This window comes from Paludibacterium paludis (assembly GCF_018802605.1).
Classification (GTDB): Bacteria; Pseudomonadota; Gammaproteobacteria; order Burkholderiales; family Chromobacteriaceae; genus Paludibacterium; species Paludibacterium paludis.
Map to the genome: position 1 here is coordinate 315,138 of NZ_CP069161.1, position 24,935 is coordinate 340,072.

A 24,935-nucleotide genomic window follows, 5' to 3' on the forward strand; every position below is an offset into this window, starting at 1 on the left:
TGTCCGGGCGGGCTGGGGTTAGCATGTCCTTCTCCCCCATACAAACATTACCTCGATATCGGGCAAGCAAAAATGAATCGATTGAAAGCCATCCGACCTTTCGGCCAGCGCATCTGGCTGGACAACCTGTCCCGCGACCTGTTGTTCTCCGGGGAACTCGCACGCTTGATCAAGGAAGACGGCATCGCCGGCGTCACTTCCAATCCGACGATTTTCCACAAGGCCATCAGCACCGATCCGCGCTACCGCGACGACCTGGCCGCGCTGAAGGCGCGCGGCTTCGACCCGGAGAAGACCTATGAGGAACTGGTGATTCCGGATGTGCGCGAGGCCTGCGACCTCATGCTGCCGGTTTACCAGGAAAGCCGCGGGGACGACGGCTATGTCAGTCTCGAAGTATCCCCGTTCCTCAGCCGCGACCGCGATGGCACCCTCGCCGCCGCGCGCCGCCTGTGGCAGGCGGTGGGACGTCCCAACCTGATGATCAAGATCCCGGCCACCAAGGAAGGTATCGAGGCCTTTGGCGAACTGACCGCGGACGGCATCAATGTCAACATTACCCTGCTGTTCAGCCTGACCCAGGTCGAGGCGGTATGGGACGCCTATATCGCCGGTCTGGAGCGCCGCCACCATGACGGTTTGCCGCTCGACCACATCAAGGCCGTGGCGAGCTTCTTCCTGTCGCGAGTGGACAGCCTCGTGGACCCGCTGGTGTCCGAGCCGAACCGCGGCAAGGTCGCCATCGCCTTGTCCAAGAGCGCGTACGGCCGCTATCTGGAACGCTTCCATGGCGAGGAATTCGAAACGCTCAAGGAGGCCGGCGCCCGTCCGCAATATCTGTTGTGGGCATCGACCGGAACCAAGAATCCGGCCTACTCCGATGTGCTGTACGTGGAAAGCCTGATCGGACCGGAGACCATCAATACCGTGCCCGATGCCACCCTGGCGAAGTTCCGCGACCATGGCATCGCCGCCGACACCCTGATCGAGGGGATCGACGATGCCGCCGATCTGCTGGGGCGTGTCGAGGGAGAGGGGCTGGATCTGGACGCCATCGGCTCCCGTTTGCAGGATGACGGTCTCAAACTCTTCGAACAGTCCTTCACCGAACTGCTCGCCTTGACGGCTTGACGCAGACCGGGGCCGCCCGGTCGTGGCGGTCCCGCTTTCCTCCCTGGCCGGGCGTCAGCCCAGGCTGATCCACAGATATACCAGATACAGCGCGCCATTGACCATCAGATGGCCGATTTTCAAGCCGCGCTGCGCGGTCAGCCGCAGCCAGGCCGCCGCCGCCAGCGTCAGCGTGATGCCCGCGAAAACCTCGGTGCGTGGAACCCAGGGGGTGAGTGAAATGCCGATCGCCGGCAGCAATGTCCCCTGGAACACCATGGCGCCGGTGATGTTGCCGAAGGCGAGGGTGTCCTTGCCCTTGCGTACCCAGAGAATGGAATTGATCTTTTCCGGCAGCTCGGTGGCAATGGGGACAATCATCAATGACAGAAGGAGCGGGGTGATGCCCAAAAGGCCCGAAACCGACTCGACGCCGTCGATGAATCCCCGTGCGCCGCTCACCAGCAAGGCGAGTCCCAGCGCCAACTGCAACAGAATGGTGACGAAATTGACCGGAAGGCGGAGCTTTTCCAGGAACATCGAGCCGGCCGCTTCCGTGCCATGTCCGTCCTCGACCAGAGCGGCGGAGGCCCGGATGGTCAAGAGCACGTAGATGAAATACAGCAGCACCAGCGCGGCGCACAGAAAACCGCGCACTGTGTGGCTGGTGACGAACATGGCGGCAGCGGACAGGGAGTAGGCGATCAGAAAAACATTCAGATCGCGCAGCAGCCCGCTTTTTTCCGGGTTCAGTCGTCCGCAGAAGCCGCGGCTTTTCAGGACCGCGGCGCCCATCAGACAGGTCGACAGCGTGGAGAGCATCAGCGGTGCGCCCAGAATCGCGCCCACGCCGATTTCCTCATTAACCGATGCCTGGGCGGAGCTGCCGCCGAGAATGGCCAGCAAGGGCACCAGTGTTTCCGGCATGGCCGTGCCCACCGCCGCGAACAGGGAACCGGTCACCCCTTCCGAAATGCCCAGTTTTTCGCCCAGATGTTCGAGCGCGTTGGTGAAAATCTCCGCTGCGACCAAAATGATCAGCAGCATCAGGGCCAGTTGAGCGAGGGAAATCAGCATGGGGAAGGGGAGTCGGATAGCATTTTCTCAATCCGACATTCTACCTCAAGCGGCGCCTCAGCTGTTTGTCTTGCGGCGCTGCGCCATGTGTTCGCCGGCCAGCCGCTTTTCTGTCGGCGTCAGGACGGCGTCGGCGGTAGGGATCAGCCAGGCTTCCTCGATCGCCGCGTGCTCGCGGTACAGACGCACGAATTCCTGGATCTCGATGCGGCTGATGACGGAGCTGTCCCCGTTTCTGAGCGCCGCCAGATCATCGCGGATAGCGTTCCAGCACGAGTGGAGATACCCGTGCTCGGCCGAGAGCTGTTCCAGCTTGGGCGCCGCCGAGGGAACACGGGCGAGAAGAATGGGAAACAGCTCTTCCTCTTCGTCGGCGTGGTGCGAAGGACCCGCCTGGTCGAAATAACGGATGACCCCGTCGATGGCCTGTTTCGCCGTCTCATTCACGCCGTTCTCGTCGATATACGGCGGCAGTTTGTCAAGCTGGTCGCAGAAGCGGCGGATCTTGTCGTGACAGGCCAAGAGCATTTCCAGCGGTTCGTCGAATCCGGGTGCGGGGCGATTGAAGGGATCGAGCGTCATGCGAGGTCTCCGGTAGGTGCGCTTGCCCTACAGTATCGGCCATCGTTCACCCGGTTGTCCTGATGTTTCTCAATGGATGCGCCAAGTGCGACTTGCCTTTACCATGAAGGCTGTCGGTATGAATGAGGCAGCACATGAACTCAGTGCCTTTCAGGGTTTTCCTGTTGGATCCGCGCGACGAACAGCGCGCCGGCGCGCTGGCGACGTTTGATGCCGCCCTGCGCTCAGAAGGGGCGGGGCGTATTTGCGGCGCGCCGGTGTTCGGGAGCGCCGGAACGGTTGACGAGCGCGAAGGAGCCGTCTGGGTTTGCGAAGATGAACGGGAGGCGCTGGCGGGCTTTCTGGCGACTCGCCGCAAGAACGGCGTCGACGAAATCGTGAGTTTCGTTGTCGATCCGGCCCGCCAATGGGATACCTGGGGATACCGCCTGCTCAATCGCCTGTTAGCGTCGGCATCGGAAGTACGGGTACGGATCGGGGGGGGGCGGGATCGCGTCCGCGCGTTTTTTCATCGGGCGGGATTCATCGACGATGCGGGACATCACCCCCTTTGCGGCGGCGCCGTTTCCCTTGTCTATCGGAGGAAGGAAGACGGGCAGCATCCGGAGCTGACCCTGCTGCCGTCAGGATGGATCGCCGAGGCGCGGCAGGTAGTGTCGCCCAATTGCAACGAACGCCCGCAGAGGGGCGTTGATCTGCTGGTTGTGCACAACATCAGTCTGCCTCCCTATCAGTACGGCGGGGATGATGTCGAAAAGCTGTTCACCAATTGCCTGGATCCGTCCGGCCACCCGTTTTATGAGTCGCTGCGGGAGCTTCGCGTGTCGGCGCATTTTTTCGTGCGGCGCGACGGCGAGCTTGTCCAGTTCGTGCCGGTTGGCCGCCGGGCCTGGCATGCCGGGGTTTCCAGCTGGCGCGGACGCGACGGATGCAACGATTTTTCGGTGGGCGTCGAGATGGAAGGCTGCGATTTCGAGCCCTTCTCCGATGCCCAGTACCGCACGCTGATCGCCCTGGCGCGTTGCCTGATGCGTGATCAGCCGCTGGCGGGCATGACCGGTCACGAGGACATCGCCCCGAACCGGAAAACCGATCCGGGGCCATGGTTCGACTGGGAGCGGGTGCGCCGGGCGGTCGGTTTGCCCGGCTGAGGTTTACAGTTCGACCTGCGCGCCCATTTCGACCACGCGGTTGGTCGGAATGCTGAAGAAGTCCGTGGCGCGCAGCGCGTTGCGGCTCATCCAGACGAACAGGTGTTCGCGCCAGCGCGCCATGCCCGGCCGGTCCGTCGAAATCAGGGTTTCGCGGGACAGGAAGAACGAGGTATCCATGACTTCGAAGGCCAGCCCGCGCTCTTCGGCGCATTCGAGCATCTCGTTCATGTCCGGAGTCTCCATGAAACCGTAGCGCGCCACGACCCGCCAGAAACTGTCGGACAACCGGGTCACTTCCAGGCGTTCGGCCCGATCCACGTAAGGTACGTCTTCCGTGTTGGCGGTCAGCAGCACCACGCGCTCGTGCAGCACCTTGTTATGCTTGAGATTGTGCAACAGCGCATGGGGCACGCCATTGGTCGTGCCGGTCAGGAAGACGGCGGTGCCCTGCACGCGGGCGGGCGGGTATTCCTCGATATTGCTGATGAAGCTGTCCAGCGGCAGGGCGTGTTCGCGAATGCGTTCGACCAGCAACTCGCGTCCCTGTTTCCAGGTCAGCATGAGCGTGAAGATGATGATGCCGATCAGCAGGGGCAGCCAGCCGCCGTGGGTCACCTTGAGGATGTTGGCGCTGAAGAACACCATGTCGATGCTCAGGAACAGGCTGGTGACACCGATGGCCAGCGGCAGCGGCCAGCGCCAGTTGACCCGTGCCACCACAAAGAACAGCAGCGAGGTGATGACCATGGTGCCGGTCACGGCGATGCCGTAAGCGGCGGCGAGGTTGGCCGACGAGCGGAATGCCATGACGACGATCAGCACGGCGGCAAGCAGCGCCCAGTTCACGAACGGCAGATAGATCTGGCCGATCTCGCGTTCGGACGTGTGGTCGATGAACATTCTCGGGCAGTAACCAAGCTGGATGGCCTGGCGGGTCAGTGAATAGGCGCCGGAGATCACGGCTTGCGAGGCGATCACTGTGGCGAGCGTCGCGAGCACGATCAGCGGCAGCAGACCCCATTTGGGCGCGAGGTTGAAGAACGGATTGTCGATGGCGTCCGGATTGCTCAGCAGCAGGGCTCCCTGGCCGAAGTAATTGAGAACCAGGCCGGGCAGCACGAGGCCGAACCAGGCCGCGCGGATAGGTTTGCGGCCGAAATGCCCCATGTCGGCGTACAGCGCTTCCGCGCCGGTCAGCGCGAGCACCACCGAACCCATGGTCAGGAAGGCGGCAAGACCGTGTTCGGAGATGAAGCGGACACTGTAATACGGATTGACGGCGGCGAGCACCGAGGGAACCTGGATGATCTTGGCCAGTCCGAGCAGGCCGATGGCGAAGAACCAGAGCATCATGACCGGGCCGAACAGCTTGCCGACATGGGCGGTGCCGAACTTCTGCAGCAGGAAAAGACCGAGCAGCACCGACACCGACATCGGCAGCACGTAGGATGCCAGATCCGGATTGAGCACCTCCAGCCCTTCGGCCGCCGACAGGACGGACATGGCCGGGGTGATGATGGCGTCGCCGTAGAACAGGGCCGCGCCGAACAGGCCAAGCACGATGATGCGGCTGCGGGCCGGGCCGCCAAGATAGCGGCGCGCGAGCGCCATCAGCACCATGATGCCGCCTTCGCCGCGGTTGTCGGCGCGCAGGATGAACGCCACGTATTTCACCGTGACGACCAGCAAGATGGCCCAGAAAATCATCGACAGGATGCCGAGGACGTTGTCGTGATTCAACGGCAGGTGGGCCGTGGCGAAGCATTCCTTGAGCGTATACAGCGGACTCGTGCCGATATCGCCGTACACGACGCCCATTGCCGCCAGGGTAATGGCGGCAAGACTGTGTTTTTCGTGTTCCTGCATGGTTCTCGAACTAAGGTAATGTATTTTTTTGGCGACCTGGCAGGCCGGATCTCGGCGCGGTCGCCCCGGTTTTGACTTGCGCGAAGCTTACTCCTGTCGCCGCGCAGTGGATAGTGGCGCATAGGCGGCGGCGTTTATGGCCCCACGAGGCGGTTTCGCCGGTGGGTTCAAAACGCTACAATCGGCGTTATCTCACAGGTTTATCAAGGATTCGTCAACCATGCGTGCATCGCAGTACTTCATCTCCACCCTCAAGGAAGCGCCCAACGAGGCGGAACTCCCCAGCCACAAACTGATGTTGCGCGCCGGCATGATCAAGCGCATCGCGTCGGGCATCTATACCTGGATGCCGCTGGGCTTGCGGGTTTTGCGCAAGGTCGAGGCCGTGGTGCGCAGCGAGATGGAGGCCGCCGGCTCCGTGGAACTGTTCATGCCGGCCGTGCAGCCCGCCGAACTGTGGCAGGAGTCCGGACGCTGGGAGAAGTACGAAACCGGCCTCATGCTGCGTATCAAGGATCGCCATGATCGCGACTTCTGTTTCGGGCCGACCCACGAGGAAATCATCACCGATATCGCGCGCAAAGAGATCAACAGCTACAAGCAGCTGCCGAAGAACTTCTTCCAGATCCAGACCAAGTTCCGCGACGAAACGCGGCCCCGCTTCGGCGTGATGCGCGCCCGCGAATTCATCATGAAGGACGCTTACTCCTTCCACGCCGATTTTGACAGTCTGGTGGACACCTATGGTCGCATGTACCAGGCCTACAGCAATGTGTTCAGCCGCCTCGGTCTGAAATACCGCGCGGTGGCCGCCGACACCGGCGCCATCGGCGGCACCGGCTCGCATGAGTTCCAGGTGCTGGCCGACTCCGGCGAGGACTTGATCGCTTATTGCCCCGATTCGGATTTCGCCGCCAATATCGAGTTGGCCGAGGCCGTGGCGCCCGCCGGCGGGCGCCCCGCTTCCGCCGAGCCGCTCGCGCGCGTCGCCACCCCGAAAGTCAAAACCATCGATGAGCTGGTGGCGTTCCTGTCCGTGGATATCCGCCGGACCGTGAAGGCGGTCGTGGTCGAGTCCGAGGACGGTGCGCCGGTGCTGATGCTGGTGCGCGGCGATCACACCCTGAACGAAGTGAAGGCGGAAAAAGTCGCCGGCATCAAGACTCCGCTGACTTTCGCCTCGCCGGACGCGATCCGGGCCGCCTTCGGCGCGGGACCGGGATCCCTCGGCCCGGTGGGCTTCAGCGGCCGCGTCATCGCGGACCGTACCGTTGCCGCGATGGCCGACATGATCACCGGCGGCAACGAGGACGAGGTGCATCTGACCGGGGTGAACTTCGGGCGCGACTGCCCCGAACCGGAGGTGGCCGATATCCGCAATATTGTGGCGGGCGATCCGTCGCCGTGCGGCAAGGGACAATTGGCGATCTGCCGCGGCATCGAAGTCGGGCACATTTTCCAGTTGCGCACCCGCTACGCGGAGCCGATGGGCTGCACGTTCCTCAACCGTGAAGGCAAGCAGCAGACCATGGAAATGGGCTGCTACGGTATCGGCGTGTCGCGCGTGGTGGCCGCGGCGATCGAGCAGAACTACGACGAGCGCGGCATCATCTTCACCGACGCCATGGCGCCGTTCACCGTGGTCATCGTACCGATGGGCTACGGCCGCAGCGACACGGTGCGCGCCGCGGCCGACGACCTTTACCGCCAGTTCTCCGAAGCCGGAGTGGACGTATTGCTCGACGATCGCGACGAGCGCCCGGGCGTGCTGCTGGCGGATTCCGAACTGATCGGGATTCCGCATCGCGTGGTGATTGGCGACCGTGGCCTGAAGGAAGGCCAGGTGGAGTACCAGGGGCGCCGCGACAGCGAGGCCTCGCCGGTACCGCTGGCCGGTGTGGTGGCGCATATCCGTTCGCGTCTGGGCGCCTGACGCGATCATGGCGGCGAGGCTGCTGAGGACAGCGTTGATGGTCTGGACGGGGCTCTTCGCCCTGTCGCCGGCCTTCGCTGGCGCCCAGCGCGAGGAAGCGCTGTCCGCCAATGTCGCGTCGGCGATGAGCCGGTCGGTGGGCGATGTCAACGCCGCCCGGCTGGTGTTCGATCATCCCGCCACGGGCGCGGCCTGGCTTGCCGAGATGTCGCGCCGCCTGGAGCGCCAGATCCCCGACCGCTGGATGCGCGAGCGCCTGCTCACCGCCATCCAGTACGAATCGGTTCGCGCCGGTCTCGATCCCCAACTGGTGCTTGGGCTGATCCAGGTCGAAAGCGGGTTTCGCAAGTACGCTGTTTCTCCCGCGGGCGCCCGCGGGTTGATGCAGGTCATGCCTTTCTGGGTGCGCGCGATCGGCGCGCCCGATCACAATCTCTTCGATCTGAGCACCAATCTGCGTTACGGCTGCACGATCCTGCGCCACTACCTCGACAGCGAGAACGGCAATCTGTTCCGGGCGCTGGGCCGCTACAACGGCAGTCTGGGACGCCGTGAATACCCCGACAGCGTTGTCGCCGCCTGGAAAAACCGCTGGCAGTGGACCGCGCCGGCGCGTCTGGATACCGCCGCCCGATGACCCTGCCGCGCGGCATCGTGGTGTTCGCCGCGCTGCTCCGGACAGCCTCGGCCGCGGCTCTGGAGATACCTCCCGATCCTTCCCTGAACGAATCCGTGCTTGATCTTCCCACTCCGGCCGGCCGGTTGCGGACCACCCTGTTCGTGCCTGGCGGCAAGGGGCCGTTCCCCCTTGTCGTCATCAACCACGGCAAGCCCGAAGGCGACGCCGCGACGCAGCCGCGTTTTCGTCCGCTTGCCGCGGTGGGGTTTTTCCTGGCGCGCGGCTATCTGGTCGCCGTGCCGATGCGCGGAGGGTTTGCCGGTTCGGAGGGTGTCTATCGGGCCGCCAGTTGCGATTCGGCCGAGTACGGCAAGCGTCAGGCGGCGGATGTGGAGGCGGCGCTCGCTGTCTTGGCGCGCCGCGCCGATGTCGATCGTTCCCGGATTCTCGTCGTCGGTGTCAGCTCCGGCGGATGGGCATCGCTGGCACTGGGCGCGCGAGGCGTCGTCGGCATCCGCGGCGTGATCGATTTTGCCGGGGGCGTACGCCTTCACGGCTGTCCTTCATGGCAAGCCGACCTGGCCGACGCCGCCGGAACGTTCGGAGGACGCAGCCGCGTGCCGTCGCTCTGGTTGTATGGAAGCAACGACAGTCTCTTCCCCGAGCCGGTATGGCGCGCCATGTTCGGGCGCTACCGGCAGGCCGGCGGACGGGCGGTCCTGGTTTCGTATGGGGTGTTCGAGCGCGATGCCCACACGCTGTTCACCACGCGCTCCGGTCTGGATGTCTGGAGTGAGCCGGTCGAGTCCTTCCTGCGCGGCCTGGGCTTGCCGGCTTCGGTGACGCTGCCGCGCTTTGTGCCGCCGCCGGCCATGCCATTGCCCGGCGCCACGTCCTTCGCCGCGTTATCCGATTGGCGTGCCGTTCCGTTTCTTGCCGGGCCGGGACGCCAGGGCTATCGGCTTTTTCTTGGCAAGCCCTCGCCCAGAGCGTTCGCTTTGGCCGCCGATGGCGCATGGGGCGCCGCCTGGCAGGGCGACGACCCCGCGGCTCGCGCGCTGGCGACCTGCCGGCGGACAAGCCGTGCCGTGTGCTCGCTCTATGCGGTTGATGACACAGTGGTATGGAGCGCGCCGCGCAGGTGACTGAATCGGGCTGAAGGCACGGCCCGTGATTGGGTGAACATTTCAAATAGTTACACGTATTGGAATTAATATTAACATCGTATGTGTATGCCTCGGAGGCGGGCTTTTCCTCCCGCCATTTTTTCCTCTTTGCCACGCGTCCCGAGAATGGGGGGTTTCGCAAGGAAATCGTTGCTTTTCTGTGGGTTGGCGTTGTTCGACCGTAATTCTTCTTATTGAATCGGCCTTGATGAACGTGGTATAAATCGCGATCCGACAGGTAAAAACATCTTTCACGATCTGTTGTGAACGGCAGGCCTCAGCAAGGGTGCGAGGATGCCGTGCTGCGAACGGTATTATTCCATTCACCTATAAACCTGTCACAGAGTGCTGATAGCATCCCGCATGGCTGCTGATGTGCCGCCGTCCCGTCAGGCAGGGAACGTCAGTCTGTGCGTAACCGCCTGTTTTGAATAAGTGAGGCAAGGTCGTCGATGAATTTCGAACTTTTCGTCCAGATTCTGAAAGCACGCCGCAAGATCGGTATCGGAGTCTTCGGAGGTGTGGTGGTGCTGACCCTTCTGGTCAGTGTGCTGCTGCCCAAACAGTATACCGCCGAGACGAGTCTCGCGATTGATGTCAAGGCGACGGATCCGTTGACCGGCCAGCCTCTGGCGGCTTACATGATGAATGGTTATCTGCAGACCCAGGTCGACATCATGACCAGTCAGGCCACGGCGCTGAACGTGGTCGACTCGCTGGGACTGACGAAGCTGCCCGAGGCCCAGCAACAGTTCGCCAAGCAGACGGGCGGCAAGGGCGATATCCGCAACTGGCTGGCCAAGACTCTGCTGCGCAGCCTCGAAGTCAAACCGGCGCGCGAGAGCAGCGTGATTACCATGTCGTACACCAGTGGTGATCCGAAATTCGCCGCAACGCTGGCGCACTCTTTTGCCCAGTCCTACATCCGCACCCTGGTCGACATGCGCGCCAACAGTGCCCAGCAAAACAACAGCTTTTTCCAGTTGCAGCTGAAAACCCTGCAGGGAAACCTGGAAACGGCGCAGAAGAACCTGGCCGACTTTCAGCAGAAGGAAGGCATTATCGCCACGGACGAACGTCTTGACGTCGAAACCCAGCGGCTGAACGAAATATCCTCGCAACTGGTGACCGCGCAATCCGCGACCATCGATGCGCAGTCCCGCGCCAAGGGCGTCGATGCGCCGGATGTGCTGAGCAATCCCCTGATCCAGCAGCTGAAGAGCCAAGTCGCCTCGCAGGAGGTGAAGCTCAGGGAACTCGGACAGAAGGTCGGTCCGAACCATCCTCACTATCAGCAAGCCAGGGTCGAGCTTGACAGTATCCGCGATCAGCTCGGCCAGTTGCAGCGCCAGTACGCGGGAGGCCTGAACAGCATCGCCGGTAACTCGGCGGGCCGCCAGGCCGCGCTGCAGGCCGCGCTCAAGGCCCAGAAGGAAAAGGTTCTGGAACTGAAGACCCAGCGTTCGCGCGTCGACGTGTTGCAACGCGAAGTGGAAAACGCCCAGCGCGCCTATGATCAGGCCCTGCAGCGCTTCTCCCAGACCATGCTCGAGAGTCGCTCCGACCAGGCCAACGTCGCTATTCTGGAGGATGCGGTCGAACCGACCGACCCGTCCAAGCCGCGCGTGGCGCTTAATTTCATTGTGTCCCTGTTTGTCGGCGGCCTCTTGGGAGTGATTTCCGCACTGGTGGCCGAACTGCTCAACCGCAAGGTAAGAACGGCCGACGATATCGAAACACTGCTGGAGTTGCCGGTGCTCGCCGTGTTGCGGCCTCCGCGATCCCTGAAACGCAACTGGTCAACGCTGTTGCGTTTTGGCAAGAGAAAACTGGTGTGAGGCCCGGCCATGACAATTGAAGCATTTGAAAAACAGACAGACGCCACGATGGACAAGAACCGTAATTCCGCGATCGGGCAGATGCTCCTCAATCAGGGCAAGCTGACCCCCCAGCAGGCCGAAAAAGTGCTGCTGCTGCAAAAGGAGCAGGATCTGCGCTTCGGTGAAGCGGCGATCAAATTGGGATTCATTTCCGAAACGGACCTGCAGCGCGTGCTGTCGTCCCAGTTCGATTACGCCTTTTTGTCGAAGGACGACCGGTCGCTGAGCGAAAACCTGCTGGCCGCCTACCAGCCTCACGCCGAGGAGGTAGAGGCGCTGCGCAGCCTGCGCAGCCAGTTGATGCTGCGCTGGATGGGCGATGGCAACAAGGCCGTGGCGGTGGCGAGCCACAATGCCGGCCGGGCCAACAGCTGGCTCGCGGCGAATCTGGCGGTGGTATTTTCCCAACTGGGCGAACGAACCTTGCTGATCGACGGCAATATGCGCTTTCCTTCCCAGCATGAGTTCTTCAAGCTCGACAACCGTCAGGGTCTGTCCGATATTCTGGCAGGCCGTGCGACGCTGGAATGCGCCAACCGTATTCCGAACCTGCTAGATCTGTCCGTGTTGACGGCGGGAACGCCGGTGCCGAACCCGCAGGAGCTGCTTACCCGGGCGAGCTTCGCGGGGCTGATGGACCGCGCCGAGGTCGGTTTTGACGTGATCATCCTCGATACGCCGCCGATGGAACTGGCGGCGGATGCCCAGATGATCGCGGCGCGCAGCCGTGGCGTGGTGCTATTGGCCGATGCCGGCAAAAGCGGCGTGATCGCGCTGACTCGCTGCCGGGATCAACTCGCGACCAGCGGCGCCACCGTGCTGGGCTGTGTCCTCAATCACCTCAAGGGTGCCGAATGAATTCGGAAAACGCCTCGTTGCTCGAGCAGGTTCGCAGGGAGCTCGCTCCCGATGGCCTCATCATGCGCTTCCTCCCTTTGTGGGTGGCTCTGGCGCTGGTGATGGGACCGACCTATTACGGCATCATCGTGTCCAGTCTGAGCCCCACCGGGCAGGGCCACGAACCGATCGTGATGGGTATCCTGATCTGGCTATTCTGGAGCCGGAAAGCGGAGCTGGCCTCCGGAGCCGGGGCGTCGGGCCGCTGGGTGGCCTGGCTGATCGGCGCGGCCGGCGTCCTGCTGTATGTGGTCGGCCGCTCGCAAGCCATCTCGACCATCGAGGTGCCCGGCCACATCCTGATCGCCACGGCTCTGGTGCTGCACTTTACCGGCTGGAAAGGCATGCGCGCGGTCTGGTTCCCGCTGCTGTTCTGGCTTGTGCTGGTTCCGTTGCCCGGGGTGCTGACCGATCCCCTGACCCGGTCGCTGAAAATGCTGGTGTCGCAAATGGCCGAAACCATCCTCTATGCGCTGGGCTACCCCATCGCGCGCAGCGGGGTGATTCTGAACATTGGCCAATACCAGTTGCTGGTGGCGGATGCCTGCTCGGGGCTCAATTCGATTTTTGTCCTCAGTGCGATGGGCATGCTGTATCTGTATCTTGCCGGTCATCGTAATGTCATGCGGAATATCGTCATGCTGCTGCTCATCCTGCCTTTGGCCGTGGTGGCCAACTGGATCAGGGTCATGGCGCTGATTCTGATCACTTACTATCTGGGCGACGAGGCCGGACAGGGATTCGTCCACGAGTTCGCCGGGCTGGTACTGTTCGCGGTGGCGCTGCTGCTGTTTTTCACATCGGACATGCTGCTTGGCCGTGTCATGAAGGAGCGCAAGCATGGCGATTGACAAACGAAGCTGGCTGCCCGCCCTGGTGCTGGCCGCGGCCGCGGCCGCCGCTGTCGCGCTGACTCCCAGGCAGGTCATGGCCCAGGCCAATCCGATCAAGCTCGTGAAGGTGTTCCCGGAGTCGTTCGGTGACTGGAAAACCGATACCAGTCTTGCCCCGGTGGAGATCGATCCGTCGCTGCAGGCGCTGCTCAACACCGTATACAACGACACGCTGTCCCGTACCTACATCAACTCCAGCGGCCAGCGCATCATGCTGTCGGTGGCCTATGGCGGAGACCAGAGTTCGGACAGTACTCAGGTGCACCGGCCCGAATTCTGTTACGTGGGCCAGGGTTTCACGATTTCCGCTCCGTCCGATAGCCGTTTCAATCTGCCGGACCGCTCGGTCAGCCTGCGCAACATGGTCGCCCGCCAAGGACCGCGCAACGAACCGATTTCCTATTGGGTGACGGTCGGAGAGACCAGCACGCTGCCCGGTCTGGGGCGCAAGCTGGCGCAACTGGAGTACGGCCTGACCGGCAAGGTGCCGGACGGCATGCTGGTCCGGGTCTCGTCGATTGACGAAGACAACGGGCATGCCATTCAAGTGCAAAAACAATTTATCACCGATATGTATCAGGCCATCGCTCCTGTTTACAGAAATCGGGTATTTGGTGCGAACAAACAGGAACAGTGATGAAGAAAATCGCTCTGATCACCGGGATTACCGGACAGGATGGCGCCTACCTCGCCGAATTCTTGCTCAAGAAAGGCTACGAGGTGCACGGCATCAAGCGCCGCACCTCGCTGTTCAATACCGACCGGATCGACCACCTCTATCAGGATCCCCATATCGAGGGCCGCAATTTCATCCTGCATTACGGTGACCTGACCGACTCCACGAGCCTGATTCGCATCATCCAGCAGGTCAAGCCGCACGAGATTTACAACCTTGCCGCGCAAAGTCACGTGGCGGTGTCTTTCGAAGAGCCGGAATACACCGCCAACGCGGACGGTATCGGCGCGTTGCGGATCCTTGAAGCAATCCGCATCCTCGGCATGGAGAAGACCACGCGTTTCTATCAGGCGTCCACCTCCGAGCTGTACGGCCTCGTGCAGGAAATCCCGCAGCGTGAAACCACGCCGTTCTATCCGCGCAGCCCCTACGCGGTGGCCAAGCTCTATGCCTACTGGATCACCGTCAACTACCGCGAAGCCTACGGGATGTACGCGTGCAACGGCATCCTGTTCAACCACGAATCTCCGGTACGCGGTGAAACGTTCGTAACCCGCAAGATCACTCGGGCCGTGGCACGCATCAAGCTTGGCCTGCAGGACTGCCTCTACCTTGGCAACATGGATGCGTTGCGCGACTGGGGCCACGCTCGCGACTATGTCGAAATGCAATGGCTGATGCTACAGCAGGACAAGCCGGAAGACTTCGTGATCGCCACCGGCGTGCAGTTCAGCGTACGCCAGTTCGTCGACGCCGCGGCCAGGGAACTGGGCATCACGCTGCGCTGGGAAGGCTCCGGAGTCGATGAAATCGGCATTGTGGTCTCCAACGACGGCGATGAGAGTCCGCTCAAACCGGGCCAGGTCGTGGTGCGTGTCGATCCCCGCTACTTCCGTCCGACCGAGGTCGAAACGCTGCTTGGCGACCCGACGCGCGCCCGCGAAAAACTCGGCTGGTCCCCGAAAACCACCTTCCAGGAGCTGGTTTCCGAAATGGTCCGCAACGACTACGAACTGGCCCGTCGCGACCACCTGATCAAATCCCATGGTTTCAAGGCCATGGATTATTTCGAGTGATCCGTCCATGAACGCCATACCCAGGGAAGCGCGCATTTATATCGCCGGCCATCGCGGCATGGTCGGCGGAGCGATCGTGCGCGAGCTCCAGCGTCAGGGCTACCATAACCTGATCACCCGGACTCATGAAGAACTGGACCTGACCCGTCAGGCCGATGTTGAAGCGTTCTTCGCGGCCGAGCGGCCGCAGTACGTGTTTCTCGCGGCCGCCAAGGTGGGCGGCATTCATGCCAACAACGTGTATCGTGCCGATTTCATCTCGCAGAACCTGATGATCCAGACCAACGTGATCAACGCGGCGTGGCAGAACGATGTCGAACGCCTGTTGTTTCTCGGATCCAGCTGCATTTATCCGAAGGAATGCCCGCAGCCGATCAAGGAGTCGTACCTGCTGACCGGCCCGCTCGAATCGACCAATCAGCCCTACGCGTTGGCCAAGATCGCGGGCATCGAAATGTGCTGGTCGTTCAATCGCCAGCATGGCACCCGTTATCTGGCGGTGATGCCGACCAATCTGTATGGACCGGGCGACAACTACCATCCGGAAAACAGTCATGTGATTCCCGCGCTGATCCGCAAGGCGCATGAGGCGAAGCTGCGCGGCGATGCCTCCATGACGGTATGGGGCAGCGGCAGGCCGATGCGCGAATTCCTGTACAGCGAAGACATGGCCGCCGCCTGCGTGTATCTGATGAACCTGCCCGAGGCGGAGTACCGCACGCTGCTGACCGACGAGACGCCGCCGCTCGTCAATATCGGTGTCGGGCACGACATGACGATCGCCGAACTGGCGCAAGCCATCGCCCGAGTGGTTGGGTTTGAGGGGGAGCTGGTTTTCGATGCGAGCAAGCCGGATGGCACGATGCGCAAACTTCTGGATGTGGGCAAGCTGGCGGCCTATGGCTGGAAGGCGACGATGCCATTCGAGACAGGCATTGCCATCAGTTACGAGGATTTCCTGAAGAGGGAATCCTCCCGCCCGGCCAGTCATTAGCAGCGGGAGCCGGGTCATTTCTCTCTCTCTTAAAAAGCTGGCCTCCCGCTCGGGGGTTCTCTATCTCGACAATTTTTTCCGGATGGGCGCCAGCGCCGTTACCTCGTTCGCTCTGGCCCGGCTGCTCGGGCCGGAGTCGTTCGGGATGCTCAACTATTCGACGGCGCTGACGGCGATCTTTTTCGCATTGGCCTCGTTCGGACTGGAAAACCCCACGATCCTCCGGTTGGTGCGCGGCGGCAACCCGGCTTCGGTGCTCGGTACCGCGATGGCCATTCGGCTGGTCACAAGCTCGGTGTGCCTGATTGCCGGTTGCGGCATCGTCTGGCTGCTGGAAGGCGCCTTCAATACGGTGTTCTGGCTGAACGTCGCCCAGTTGGCCTGCATGTCGTTTTATGTGCTGTCGTCGGCGGAGTTCTGGTTCAAGTCGCGCACCGAACCGCTGATTCCGGCCGCGATGCGCTCATCGGCCGTGGCGGTGTCCTCTCTGGGCAAGATCGGCATGGCCGTGGCCAGTGTGCCGCTGGTCTGGTTCGGCATCCCCGTGTTGCTCGAAGCCGCGATAATGAGTCTCGGCGTCTACTGGGCTTACCGGTGGAAGGCGCCGCGTGATGAACGGGCGCTGACGTTCGACCGCGGCCAGGTGCCGGGCATGCTCAAGGATGCCTACCCGTTCGTGATCGCCGCGTTTTCCGTGCTGATCTACATGAAGATCGACGCGGTGATGCTGGGGAAGATGGCGGGGCATCACGAAAACGGCATTTACGGTGTCTCCCAGAAGCTGACGGAGATCCTCTATATCGTGCCTGTGGTGCTGACCGACACGATTTATCCGACGTTGATCGGCAAGCGCACTCAGGGTAAGAAGGAGTTCGCGCGGCTGTTCCAGCTGTTTGTCGACGGTGCCGTCGTCATTTCCCTGGTGGCCATTGTCTGCAGCATCCTGCTTGCCCGACCCGCGATCATGCTGGTGTTCGGCGAGGAGTATGCGGCGTCGGTCGATATTTTTCATATCAATGCGTGGGCGTGCCTCCTGGTCACCCTGTCCTATGTCAGGGCGCGGTGGCTGGCGATCGAGGGCTTGCAGAAATATGAGTCCTGGGCGACGGCGATCGGCGCCGTGACCAACATACTGCTCAATCTGGTGATGATTCCCCGCTGGGGAGCCATCGGCGCGGCCTGGGCCTCGCTGCTGTCGTACGCCGTCGCCGGGGTTCTGACATCTTTCCTGCTGCCCGGCACGCGCGCGGTCGGAATGCACCAGATCCGGGCCCTGTGGCCGTTTGGCAGACTGGCAGCCGCCGTCAGAACCCATTATCTGTCCAAGGTGACACCATGACACATGTCCGTTTTTCAATTGCCACTCCCGCCTGGAATGCGCTGGACAAGCTGCGCCGTTGCGTGGGCTCGGTGCGTGGTCAGACGGGTGTGACCTATGAGCATCTGGTCCAGGACGGCGGCTCGTCCGACGGAACCGCCGAATGGCTGGCGGCCCAGTCCGACGTGGCCGGCGTCAGCGAAAAAGACCATGGTATGTATGATGCGATCAACCGCGCGTGGAGTCGCGGCTCCGGCGAATTTTTCTCGTGGCTCAATGCCGACGAGCAATATCTGCCGGGCACCTTGGAGAAGGTGGCCGCGTATTTCGACAGCCATCCCGATGTCGATATCGTGTTTGCCAACGCCATCGTGGCGGACATGGATGGCAAGGTCGTCGCGTTGCGCCGTGAAATTCCGTTCCGCAAGAGCTACGTGGTGAACAGTTTTCTGAACACCATGTCCTGCACGCTGTTTTTCCGCAAACGCTTGCGCGAACAGGGGTTGCTTGCCTTCGATACCGGTTATCGCTACGCGGGGGACATGGACCTGATTCTGCGGCTCGTCGAGGCGGGCGCCGTGATCGCGCATTTGCCGGATTATCTTTCGGTATTCGGCGTGGACGGCAGCAATCTGAGCACGCACCAGCGGATGCAGGATGAAACGGTCGCCTTGCAGAAGAAATTCGGGGCGTTCTCCAGTGGCTGGTTGCGTCAGGCGGTTCTGGTCGGGCGCCGCATCGAGCGTCTCGTGATCGGAGCCTACAAGCCGGAAACCATCAGCTATCTGTATGCGGTCGATGAAACCCCGTCCTATCATCGCATCACGGCGTCGGGAATCGGCGGGCGCTATACGCTCGCCGATGTGCGGGGACGAGCCGATACCATCGAAATTCTTCGCCACGGCGAGGCGTGACGATGCGCATACTCTTTGTGCACCAGTCGGCGGACCTTTACGGCTCCGACAAGGTACTGCTGGATCTGGTGACGCGTCTCGCGGACCACGGTATCGAGCCCGTGGTGCTGATCCCTTGCGAAGGGCCACTGCTGGCGGCGCTGAGGGACGCGCGCATCGAAGCGCATGTGTGCCCGGTGCTCAAGCTAAGCCGGGCCAGCCTGCGCCCGTTGGGTTTTCTCAAATTCCTTTCGGAAATCCCGGGCGTCATCGGCGCCATCGACCGGATCGTCGCCGGCCGCAAGATCGATATCGTTCACTCGAATACGCTGGCGGTGCTGGGCGGGGCGCTGTGGGCGCTGCGCCGCCGCATTCAACATGTCTGGCACCTGCACGAAACCATTCACTCGCCGGCCGCCGCCGCCAGACTGTTTCCCTGGCTGGTCAGGCTGTTCGCCGATCGCGTGGCCTGCAATTCGCATTCCACGCGCGAGTGGCTTTTGCAGCATCAACCCTGCCTGGCAAGCCGAAGCTGCGTGATCTGGAACGGGGTGGCGGCTCCTTCGCCACAAATGGATGCCGCGAGCCATGTCCCCGGCGGAGCCGTGACGACTATCGGTCTTGTGGGCCGTATCAACCGGATGAAGGGTCAGACGGTGCTGATCGAAGCGGCCGAGCGTCTGGCGGCGCAGGGCGTCGATGGATTCCGCGTGGTGTTCGTTGGCAGTCCTCCTCCGGGGCAGGAGCATTTTCTTGATGCCCTGCGAGCACGTATCGATCAATCCCCGATCTCCGACCGGCTGACTCTTCAAGGTTTCTCTTCCGATATCTGGAGGATCTGGAAAACCATCGATATTGCCTGCGTTCCCTCCATTGAGCCGGAATCGTTCGGACTCGTGGCTGTGGAGGCGATGGCGACGGGGCTGCCGGTGGTGGCGTCGGCGCATGGTGGTATTCTGGAGATCGTGCGGGATGGCGAGACCGGCTGGTTGTGCGAGCCGGGGAGTGTTCCCGAGCTGTCGGCCAGGCTGAATGATTTGTTGGCCTCGCCGGCCCGACGGGCTGAGTTCGGCGCGGCCGGCGAACGAGTCTATCGCGACTGTTTTTCCGTGCCTGCCATGATGCAAGGGTTTGTCAAACTTTATCGGGACATGGTGTAGTCGATGACATTTCAGAATTCTGTGGCGGGAGTGAGCGCGCGTCCCGTGCGCAACCCCGTCTGGCCCGAATATTCGATCGGTTTTCTGTCGATCGGATACGTGATCCTGTGGCCCGGTTTGCTTACCGTGCTCAATCTGGTGTTGCTGGTGTTTTCCATGCTGTTCTGGATGTTCGGTAAGAACCGCTTCAATCGCGTGCTGTTGGGGGTGATCGCTTGCGATATCGTGCTGATTCTGACTGGCGTGATAGCGGGAGTTGGCAACCCGACGTATGATTATTTCAAAGATATATGGTATTCAAGTAATTATGTAATATTGATTTCCGTGGGGTTCGTTTTGGCCCTGTCGATCTCCGATATGCGCAAGGGGCTGCTGGCTTTCGTCGTCTCCGGCGTTCTGGTGGCATGCTTGCATCTGTCCAGTTTTATCGCCAATCCGGCCTTGTTGACCAAGTCGGCTGTTGAGATCCGGGGGGCCGCGGGTACCGGCTACTATCTGGTGTCGCTTGCCTTGCTGATCCTTTTGCATTGTCGTGGACAATGGCGGGCACGGCTTTTTCTGCCACATAGCCTGGCCTGGATATTCATTGTGTTGACGGCGCTGTCCTGCATCCTGACATTCTCCCGGACGATGCTTGTCGTTGTCTTGCTTGGGTACTATTTCACCTCGCGTTTCATGAACCGGCAGCGTACCATCAAGACCATCATCCTGGTTTGTTTGTCGGTGGTGACCCTGCTGGTCATGCAGGGCGCGAGCGATTTTTTCCCGGATGTGGACAAGAATTCGTTCTCGGGAAAAATGCTGCGTTCCTTCAACGAGCTGCATGTCGAAGACTACCGGGACTACCGAAGCATCAACGAGAACTATCGGGGATTCGAAACCGAGCGTGGCCTGGCGACTTACGCTAATGGCGAGAGCTGGCAATTGCTGGTCGGGCAGGGCTTCGGCAAGTCCGTCGATTTGGGATTCTATTTGCGTTTGGGGAGCGAGGATTCGGTACCGTTACGGTTCATTCCCGTTTTCCACAATGGATTCATCTACCTTTTGGTCAAGACGGGCGCGATTGGGATCCTCGCATTCCTGCTTTCGTTAACCATCCCTTATGTCTATGCTAAAAAGATGGGCAGGACGGCAAGCGCATCCGACCCTGAAGTGACGAGTTCCCAGTTCCTCAAAGGTAGTATCGGCGTACTTTTGGTGACCACCTGGCTGATCTCCGGTGCATTCAATAAATCGGATATGGCTTCCTACCTGTTGATGGTTGGGTTCATGTTGGGTTGTCTCAATCGTATGGAAAGGAAGCAAGATGCATAAGATTATCGTCCGGTTGGGCATGATTGCCTGCTTTTTGCTATTAAGCCCGATCGGAAACGCAGCAAATTCAACGACCACGAAGGCGGCCATGGCGGTGACTCCGCCCTTGGCGTTTTCCAACCGTTTCCTGACCGCTGCGGATTTTGACAACGAACAGCTGCGCGGCTTCGTCATCGGTGGCACGACGAATGTTCGCAATGCCGCGTACTTTGATGGATTGAAACGTAACGGAGCCAATCTGGCTCGTGTGTTTTTTCCTTTCAAACGTTGCCAGAGCTGCAGTCAATACGGGATCAGCGATGATGACCTCAAGGCCCTGAACGCGATGATCGTCCAGGCCAAGCGGGTCGGCATCTATCTTGTTATCGTTGGGGCGTTCCAGTACATCGAGACCGGCGACGTGTGGAAAAATAAGGCGCTTCAGGCGTCCATGGCGACGACCTGGGCAAAGTTCGCCAAGATCTATGCCAATGAGAAAATCATTGCCGGCTACGATATCGTTAACGAGCCGAATCCACCGTGGGACGGTTCCCACCCGCAACAGGCGATCGACAAGTGGAATCCCATTGCTTCCAATATTATCGACATGATCCGTCTCGTGGATCGTAATCATGTGATCATTTACGAAACGATCGCGGGAGGCAGTACATTGGGTTTTCAGGGATTGAAACCCCTGCCGTATGACAATATCGTTTATAGTATTCACTATTACTCGCCGCACGATATCACTCACCAGAAAACCTCGGCGACCTACTCCCGGACCATTCCGTATCCCACGCCTATTTCATACGGCATTGGTACGTACTCCCGTTGGGGCGTGACCGCTTTCGACAAGGATCGGCTGGCGCTGGATTTCCAGGATGTGATCGCTTTCAAGAACACTTACAAGAAACCTGTGTACGTCGGGGAGTTCAGTTGTGTGCGTTGGGCGCCGGGCAGTTCCGCGTACAATTACATCAGCGATGTCATTTCCTTGTTCAAGCAATACAAACTGTCCTGGACGTATCACGAGTTCAGGGGCTATCCGGGCTGGGATGCGGAAATCGCTTCCCAGGATCCGGCCTATATGATCCGGACTGACAACGCGCCGGTGATCACGTTGATCCGGCAGGCGATTGGCGCGCCCACCGCTCCGATTCCAGGAACCGGTTACTCCGCGCCGAGCAGCTCCAAATAACAGCGTTTGCGAAAGGAATCCTGTTCGATGCATGAGACCCCTGATATCTCGGCTGTCATTCTGCTGATGACGGACGATGAGCGGGAGTACGCTCCGAAGACCCTCGGTTCGGTGTTGGCGCAAACCCTGCCTGTTGGCGAGATCCTGGTTTATGTTCGCGAGGAGAACACCTGGATCGATGCCATCGTGCAAGGTCAGCCCAAGATCACGGTCAGGCGGATCCCGAAAATGGGGCCTGGACATGTCAGAAACCTTGCCGCGAGGGAAGCCAGGGGCGAATGGCTGGCTTACCTCGACGGCGATGACTACTGGGCACCGACCCGGCTCGAACGCCAATGTGCCGGTCTGAGCAGTCATGATGGATTAATCTCCTGCGATTACTATCTGATCAATGAGCGCGGAGTCAATTGCGGATTCGCCATGTCGAACCGCTTTCCGACCCCGAGTTCCTGGTTGATCCGCCGGCGGATCATGCTTGAAAAACGCTTCAACGAAACGGTTTTCAAGCACAACGACAGCATGTGGTGGGTGGAACACCGCGGTTGGGAAATCACCCGCCGGGTACCCGAACCGCTGCTCTTTTACCGGGTCCGGCGGGGATCCTTGTCGGATGTGCTGAAAAACAAACAGCGCAAGAACCAGTATGTGGCCCTTGCGAGCCACCCGCTGGTCCGGCCTTTGGCGTACTTTGCCACCTGGATGGTCTACCGTGGCAAGCGTGCCACGACGTACCCGCCGGCAGCCTGAATACACTCTTTCATTTCATAATAAAAGCATGAAACCAGCTGTCAGAATTCTTGGGACGCGTGGCGTCCCCGCTGCGCATGGGGGATTTGAGACCTTTGCCGAGTATCTCGCGAAACACCTGGTAGGGCAGGGGTGGCGCGTGATCGTCTATTGCCAGGAGGATGGCTCGGGAGAGGTGATGAATGATACCTGGGAGGGTATCGAGCGGGTGCGCATTCCCGTAGCCGTGTCCGGAGCCAAGGGAACCGTGCTGTTCGACTGGCTGGCGACGCGCCACGCCGCGCGGCACCGGGATCTGTGCCTGACGCTCGGTTACAACACGGCGATCTTTTGCGCATGGCTTCGTCTCAAAGGCATTCCGAACCTGATCAATATGGACGGAATCGAGTGGAAGCGGCAAAAGTGGGGCTGGGTCGCCAAAACCTGGTTCTGGCTGAACGAGTTGATCGGTGCCCGGATCGGCAACCATCTGGTGGCCGACAACCCGGGAATCAAGGCGCACCTGACGCGCTGGGTGCCGGCGGACAAGATCACGATGATCGCGTATGGCGCTGAGGCTTGCGTTCAGGGAGACCCGGGGGCGATCCGGTCATACGGGCTGGATGACAAGGGTTACGCGCTGGTGATCGCGCGGCCCGAACCGGAAAACTCCGTCCTGGACATTGTGCGGGCGTTCTGCGCGAAACCCCGCTCGTGCAAATTGGTCGTGCTGGGGCATTTCGTTCCGGAGACCAACCCCTATCACAAGGCGGTTGTCGACGCCGCCAACGATCAGGTGCTGTTTCCCGGCGCGATTTACGACAAGACCGTTGTGCAGGCGCTGCGGCGTCATTGCCGCCTGTACGTGCACGGTCATCAGGTGGGCGGGACGAACCCTTCACTGGTCGAAGGCCTGGGTTCCGGCAGCCCCGTGCTGGCTCACGACAACCCGTTCAACCGGTGGGTTGTCGGGGAAGGGGCCGCGTATTTCTCCGGAGAGGACGCATGCTCGGCGCAACTGGATGCGCTGCTGGACGACCCGGACAGACTCGAAGCGATGCGCACGGCACATCTCGAGCGCTTCGCTTCGCACCTGACGTGGCCGATCATCCTTGCCCAGTACCAGGCTCTGCTGGAGCGTTGGCTACCGGCCGGGAAGGATCGAGCGTGAAGATCCTGCTGTCAGTGTTCGCCTGCTCGCCAGAATGGGGGTCGGAGCCCGGCGTCGGCTGGCGCTGGGCCCTGGCGCTGGCCGGGAAGCACGATGTGACGGTCATTACCCACGCGTATTTCAAGCAGCAGATCGACAAAGTGAGTATGCCTGACGGGCAGCCGCTACCGTGTTTCCGGTATGTCGATCTGGATGTCTTCGGCCTGCATCCGCACCGCCTGCTCAATTCGCGTCTTTACTACATGCTGTGGCAGTTGAAGGCGGCCTGGTCGGCGCGCCGCTGGATCGGGGACTTCGATCTCGTTCACCACCTGACCTGGGGCACCTACCGTTTTCCGAGCTTCATGGGATTGCTGGGCAAGCCCTTTATCAACGGACCTCTTGGCGGCGGAGAGCGTTCGCCAGCCCGGTTGTGGATGCGTTTGCCCTTGCGCGAGAGAGCTTTCGAATTCGCCAGGTCGGCTCTGATCGAATTAAGCCGGTTCGATCCGTTCGTCTGGCTCAACATGAAGAGTTCGGACCTGATTTTCTGCAAGACCGACGAAACACGGGATGCCTTGCCCTGGTTCGCGCGCGGCAAGGCTCGGGTGGCCACGGAGATCGGCGTCATGCCCGGCCAGCAATGGGGCGCGGCGAAAGATTACACCGGGCGAGAGCGTTTCACTCTTTTCTATGCGGGCAGACTGATCGGACTCAAAGGCGTTCACCTGATCATCAGGGCGCTGGCCGAGCTTCGTCACCGTCACGGGCTGGATGTGGATCTTTCCATCGCGGGAGACGGGCCGATGCACAGCTACCTCGTGGATCTGGCGATATCCCTGGGGGTTGGCGACTCCGTGAAGTTTCTTGGCAAGGTTCCGAGGGATGCACTGCTGACGCTTTACCGCGATATGGATCTGTTCGTTTTCCCGAGCTTTCATGACTCCAGCGGTAATGTCATCCTCGAGTCGATGAGCGCCGGTTTACCCGTCGTATGCCTTGACCTTGGCGGTCCCAAGCACTTCCTCGACGACGACTCCGGAGTGGTGGTGCCCGCGAAAGGCGTCTCCGAGGCGACCGTGGTGGGGCGACTTGTCGAGGCGATATCGGAACTTCTGACATCCCCGGGGACTCTCTCGGCGCTTTCTGCCGGCGCCTTGCGCCGTTGTGACGCTTTTACGTGGGAAAAACAGGTGGATGCCGTTTACGATGCCATAGCCGCTGAGGGGCTCGCGGCAACGCGGCCTTCGGCCTGAATGCGGTCGGCGGGGGGC

At 61.1% G+C, this 24,935-nt stretch carries 22 protein-coding genes; 19 read left to right on the top strand and 3 right to left on the bottom strand.

The window, feature by feature from the left end; genetic code table 11:
- Positions 1 to 72: 72 nt before the first annotated feature.
- On the top strand, positions 73 to 1,131 hold the full coding sequence (gene tal, locus JNO50_RS01385; RefSeq protein ID WP_189533647.1) for a transaldolase: 1,059 nt from the start codon (positions 73 to 75) through the stop codon (positions 1,129 to 1,131).
- 54 nt (positions 1,132 to 1,185) lie between these two features.
- Here tal and JNO50_RS01390 read toward each other — a convergent pair whose 3' ends face one another.
- On the bottom strand, positions 1,186 to 2,187 hold the full coding sequence (locus tag JNO50_RS01390; RefSeq protein WP_189533645.1) for a sodium:calcium antiporter: 1,002 nt from the start codon (positions 2,185 to 2,187) through the stop codon (positions 1,186 to 1,188).
- Between the two features lie 57 nt (positions 2,188 to 2,244).
- The gene (locus JNO50_RS01395) at positions 2,245 to 2,769 is read right to left on the bottom strand and encodes a hemerythrin domain-containing protein (RefSeq protein WP_189533643.1); all 525 of its coding nucleotides are present in this window, start codon (positions 2,767 to 2,769) and stop codon (positions 2,245 to 2,247) included.
- 608 nt (positions 2,770 to 3,377) lie between these two features.
- Here JNO50_RS01395 and ampD point away from each other — a divergent pair.
- Positions 3,378 to 3,920, top strand: coding sequence for a 1,6-anhydro-N-acetylmuramyl-L-alanine amidase AmpD (ampD, locus tag JNO50_RS18870; protein WP_268248170.1), 543 nt, complete (start codon positions 3,378 to 3,380; stop codon positions 3,918 to 3,920).
- A 3-nt stretch (positions 3,921 to 3,923) separates the two neighbouring features.
- On the opposite strand, the gene kup is transcribed toward ampD, so the two are convergent.
- A complete protein-coding gene (gene kup / locus JNO50_RS01405; protein WP_189533639.1) occupies positions 3,924 to 5,789 on the bottom strand; it encodes a low affinity potassium transporter Kup in 1,866 nt (621 codons plus the stop codon).
- 220 nt (positions 5,790 to 6,009) lie between these two features.
- Here kup and JNO50_RS01410 point away from each other — a divergent pair, with 220 nt between their 5' ends.
- From JNO50_RS01410 to JNO50_RS01490, 17 genes are all read left to right on the top strand, one after another.
- Positions 6,010 to 7,722, top strand: a complete 1,713-nt coding sequence (locus JNO50_RS01410) for a proline--tRNA ligase (protein ID WP_189533637.1) — start codon at positions 6,010 to 6,012, stop codon at positions 7,720 to 7,722.
- A 37-nt stretch (positions 7,723 to 7,759) separates the two neighbouring features.
- Complete coding sequence (locus JNO50_RS01415; RefSeq protein ID WP_229804636.1) at positions 7,760 to 8,359, top strand: lytic transglycosylase domain-containing protein; 600 nt, start codon at positions 7,760 to 7,762, stop codon at positions 8,357 to 8,359.
- Positions 8,356 to 9,486, top strand: a complete 1,131-nt coding sequence (locus JNO50_RS01420; protein ID WP_189533632.1) for a dienelactone hydrolase family protein — start codon at positions 8,356 to 8,358, stop codon at positions 9,484 to 9,486. Before JNO50_RS01415 ends, JNO50_RS01420 begins: the two co-directional genes overlap by 4 nt.
- Before the next feature lie 473 nt (positions 9,487 to 9,959).
- Complete coding sequence (gene epsF / locus JNO50_RS01425) at positions 9,960 to 11,345, top strand: chain length determinant protein EpsF (RefSeq protein ID WP_189533631.1); 1,386 nt, start codon at positions 9,960 to 9,962, stop codon at positions 11,343 to 11,345.
- Positions 11,346 to 11,354: 9 nt separating this feature from the next.
- Positions 11,355 to 12,245, top strand: coding sequence for a chain length determinant protein tyrosine kinase EpsG (gene epsG, locus JNO50_RS01430; RefSeq protein WP_189533629.1), 891 nt, complete (start codon positions 11,355 to 11,357; stop codon positions 12,243 to 12,245).
- Complete coding sequence (gene xrtB, locus JNO50_RS01435; protein WP_189533627.1) at positions 12,242 to 13,135, top strand: exosortase B; 894 nt, start codon at positions 12,242 to 12,244, stop codon at positions 13,133 to 13,135. Before epsG ends, xrtB begins: the two co-directional genes overlap by 4 nt.
- A complete protein-coding gene (gene epsI / locus JNO50_RS01440; RefSeq protein ID WP_189533625.1) occupies positions 13,125 to 13,814 on the top strand; it encodes an exosortase-associated protein EpsI, B-type in 690 nt (229 codons plus the stop codon). The genes xrtB and epsI overlap by 11 nt, the downstream gene beginning before the upstream one ends.
- A complete protein-coding gene (gene gmd, locus JNO50_RS01445; protein ID WP_215796449.1) occupies positions 13,814 to 14,929 on the top strand; it encodes a GDP-mannose 4,6-dehydratase in 1,116 nt (371 codons plus the stop codon). The genes epsI and gmd overlap by 1 nt, the downstream gene beginning before the upstream one ends.
- 7 nt (positions 14,930 to 14,936) lie before the next feature.
- The gene (locus JNO50_RS01450) at positions 14,937 to 15,923 is read left to right on the top strand and encodes a GDP-L-fucose synthase family protein (RefSeq protein ID WP_189533623.1); all 987 of its coding nucleotides are present in this window, start codon (positions 14,937 to 14,939) and stop codon (positions 15,921 to 15,923) included.
- An 82-nt stretch (positions 15,924 to 16,005) separates the two neighbouring features.
- On the top strand, positions 16,006 to 17,262 hold the full coding sequence (locus JNO50_RS01455; protein WP_189533621.1) for a flippase: 1,257 nt from the start codon (positions 16,006 to 16,008) through the stop codon (positions 17,260 to 17,262).
- Entirely contained in the window at positions 17,259 to 18,155 is an 897-nt protein-coding gene (locus tag JNO50_RS01460; protein ID WP_189533619.1) for a glycosyltransferase family 2 protein, read from the top strand. The genes JNO50_RS01455 and JNO50_RS01460 overlap by 4 nt, the downstream gene beginning before the upstream one ends.
- A gap of 2 nt (positions 18,156 to 18,157) precedes the next feature.
- On the top strand, positions 18,158 to 19,294 hold the full coding sequence (locus JNO50_RS01465; RefSeq protein ID WP_189533617.1) for a glycosyltransferase family 4 protein: 1,137 nt from the start codon (positions 18,158 to 18,160) through the stop codon (positions 19,292 to 19,294).
- A 3-nt stretch (positions 19,295 to 19,297) separates the two neighbouring features.
- Positions 19,298 to 20,608: an O-antigen ligase family protein gene (locus tag JNO50_RS01470; protein WP_189533615.1), complete on the top strand. Its 1,311-nt coding sequence runs from the start codon at positions 19,298 to 19,300 to the stop codon at positions 20,606 to 20,608.
- Complete coding sequence (locus JNO50_RS01475; protein ID WP_189533613.1) at positions 20,601 to 21,785, top strand: glycoside hydrolase family 5 protein; 1,185 nt, start codon at positions 20,601 to 20,603, stop codon at positions 21,783 to 21,785. The genes JNO50_RS01470 and JNO50_RS01475 overlap by 8 nt, the downstream gene beginning before the upstream one ends.
- A 27-nt stretch (positions 21,786 to 21,812) precedes the next feature.
- Complete coding sequence (locus JNO50_RS01480; RefSeq protein ID WP_189533611.1) at positions 21,813 to 22,532, top strand: glycosyltransferase family 2 protein; 720 nt, start codon at positions 21,813 to 21,815, stop codon at positions 22,530 to 22,532.
- Positions 22,533 to 22,560: 28 nt separating this feature from the next.
- Positions 22,561 to 23,682, top strand: a complete 1,122-nt coding sequence (locus JNO50_RS01485; RefSeq protein ID WP_189533609.1) for a DUF1972 domain-containing protein — start codon at positions 22,561 to 22,563, stop codon at positions 23,680 to 23,682.
- Positions 23,679 to 24,917 carry a glycosyltransferase family 4 protein gene (locus JNO50_RS01490; RefSeq protein WP_189533607.1) on the top strand — a complete coding sequence of 413 codons (1,239 nt, stop codon included), beginning with the start codon at positions 23,679 to 23,681 and terminating at the stop codon, positions 24,915 to 24,917. The genes JNO50_RS01485 and JNO50_RS01490 overlap by 4 nt, the downstream gene beginning before the upstream one ends.
- Positions 24,918 to 24,935 lie beyond the last annotated feature (18 nt).